General features: G+C 71.1%; 1 pseudogene. It reads right to left on the reverse strand.

Going from position 1 to position 2,166, the window contains the following annotated elements:
* Positions 1–2,141 (reverse strand): annotated as a pseudogene (locus RMO30_RS00005) (chromosome segregation protein SMC); the annotation flags it as partial.
* Between the last annotated feature and the right edge of the window lie 25 nt (positions 2,142–2,166).

Genomic DNA, 2,166 nt, shown 5'->3' on the forward strand with positions numbered 1-2,166 from the left:
GCGGAGAAGATGTCCTGCATCTTCTCGTCGATCTCGCCGATGATCGTCAGCAGGTCCTTGCGGGTGGCGCTGAGGTCGGCGAGCTGTTCGGTGAGGAACCGGTGGCGCTGCTCGAGCGCCTCGAACTCTTCGAGCGCGAGCGGGTTGACCCGGCCGAGTTGCCCGAGTTTGCGGTCGGCGGTCGCGAGGCGCGCCTCCTGCTCGGCCCGCACGAACGGCTTTCCGTTTTCAGGAATCTGGGGGGCGGATGTTGCGTCCTGAGGATCCTGTGACCTCTCCAGACCCTCTGCCCCCACCTCCCCCACAACTTCCTGAATTGGGAAAGGCACCAGCACATCCGGCCCGTACTCGGCAACGAGCACGTCTTCGTCGAGGGCGAGGTCTTCGGCGGCGCGTTCCAGCAGCGTCGAGAGGTGCAGCTTCTTCTCGTAGGCCTGCATCTCGAGACCGTGCACGTTTTCGTTGAGCGTCGCGAGGCGTTCACGCAGGGTGCTCTCGGTGCGGCGCAGACCGCTGAGTTCCTCGTTCTGCTGGCTGCGGGCGGCTTCGGCGGCGGTGAGAGCGACCCGGGCCTGCGAGACGGAGCGGTCGGCGACATCCAACGCGGCCGGCAGTGCGGCGATGACACTCTTCGCCGCCTCGACCTGGTGCTGACGTTGCACGGCGATGCGGGCGGCTTCCTCAGCGGCCGCGCGTTCGGCCTCGAGCTGCGCCTGCAACACGTCGGCCTGCGCGCCCTGCGCCCGGACGCGCTCGCGCGCCGTCTCGAGTTCGATGCGGGCCTGCACTTCGGCCGCACGGGCGGTGTCCAGTTCGGCGAGAAGCCCGTCGCGGGCGGAGACGTCGAGCATGGGGCGCGGGTTTGCGGCGTGAGAGTCGCGCTCGGAGCGGGCGGTGTCGAGAACGGCCTCAGCCTCCTCGACCGCGGTACCGAGGGCGCGCAGCGACTCGGCGATCCGCTCGCCCTCCGCCTGAGCGGCTTCGAGCGCGACGCGTGACCGGCCGAGGGCTTCGCTGCGTTCCGCGAGGCGGGTGTCGAACTCTTTGAGCGCGGCGGATGCCTGCGCCGCATCGATCTGCGCGAGGTCGAGGGCTTCCCGCTTGCCGGTGAGCGCGAACCGCTGTCGTTCGATCGCGGTCGTGACCTCGGTGAGCCGAGCCTGAGCGACATCCCGTTCGGCCGCGAGTTCGATTGTCGAGCGCCCACCGCCGGAACCGCCGCGCAGCACGTGCTCGGTCATGACGTCACCATCGCGGGTGATCATCGTGAGGCCACCGAACTTGGCGACCGCGGGCCAGGTCGTGCGGGCGGCGGCGAGGTCGTCAACGACCACGACGGATGCCAGCAGCCCACGGATGCCGTCAGGCCCCGTCACGAGCGCGGCGGCCGACTCGACCCCGGCGGGAAGTCCCTTCGGAGTCGGGGTCGCCTCGGCGTCGGCGATCACGATCTCCACGCGCCCCGCCTCGGCGGCGCGCACGTCGTCGAGGGCAGTGAGGGCGGCATCCCGAGAGTCGGCGAGCACCGCGTCGGAGAGCGAGCCGAGCGCGGCGGCGATTGCGGCCTCGTACCCCGCCCGCACCTGGATGTGCTCGGCAACCAGGCCCCGAATCCCGCGGGCCCCGACGATCGCGCCGGAGCCGTCTTTCTGGTCGAGCGCGAGCGACAGAGCGCCGGTGCGTGCCGCGAGGGCGTCGCGCTCGCGCTCGGAGGCGTGCAGTTCCTCGCGCAGAGCCTCGACTTCGGCGCGCAGCGTTTCGACGCTCGCTTCTGCGGCCGTCACCGCGGCGGCGAGCGAATCGTCTTCCCGCACCCCGTCGGGGTCGCCCTCGAGGCCGAGCCGTTCGTCGCGCGCGGTGTCGCGACGCGCCTCCGCTTGCGCGAGAGCCGCCTTCTGCCGGTCGAGTTCCGCGCGCGTCGCGGTCAGCCGGGACTCGGCCGCGGCGACGACACCGGCCAGCCTGCCCTGCTCGAGATCGTGAGCCGAGACGAGGGCGCCCTGCGCGCTGATCTCTTCGTCGAGCGAGTCAAGGCTTCCGCGAGCCGTCGCGGTGACGGCCGAAGCCCGGCCGAGGGTCTCCTCCGCCGTCGTCACCCCAGCAGCGAGGCGGGTGATCTCTTCCCGAGCGTCATCGACCATGCGCTGGCTGATGGTCGCCGACATG

Source organism: Pseudolysinimonas sp., from assembly GCF_031389465.1.
Classification (GTDB): domain Bacteria; phylum Actinomycetota; class Actinomycetes; order Actinomycetales; family Microbacteriaceae; genus Pseudolysinimonas_A.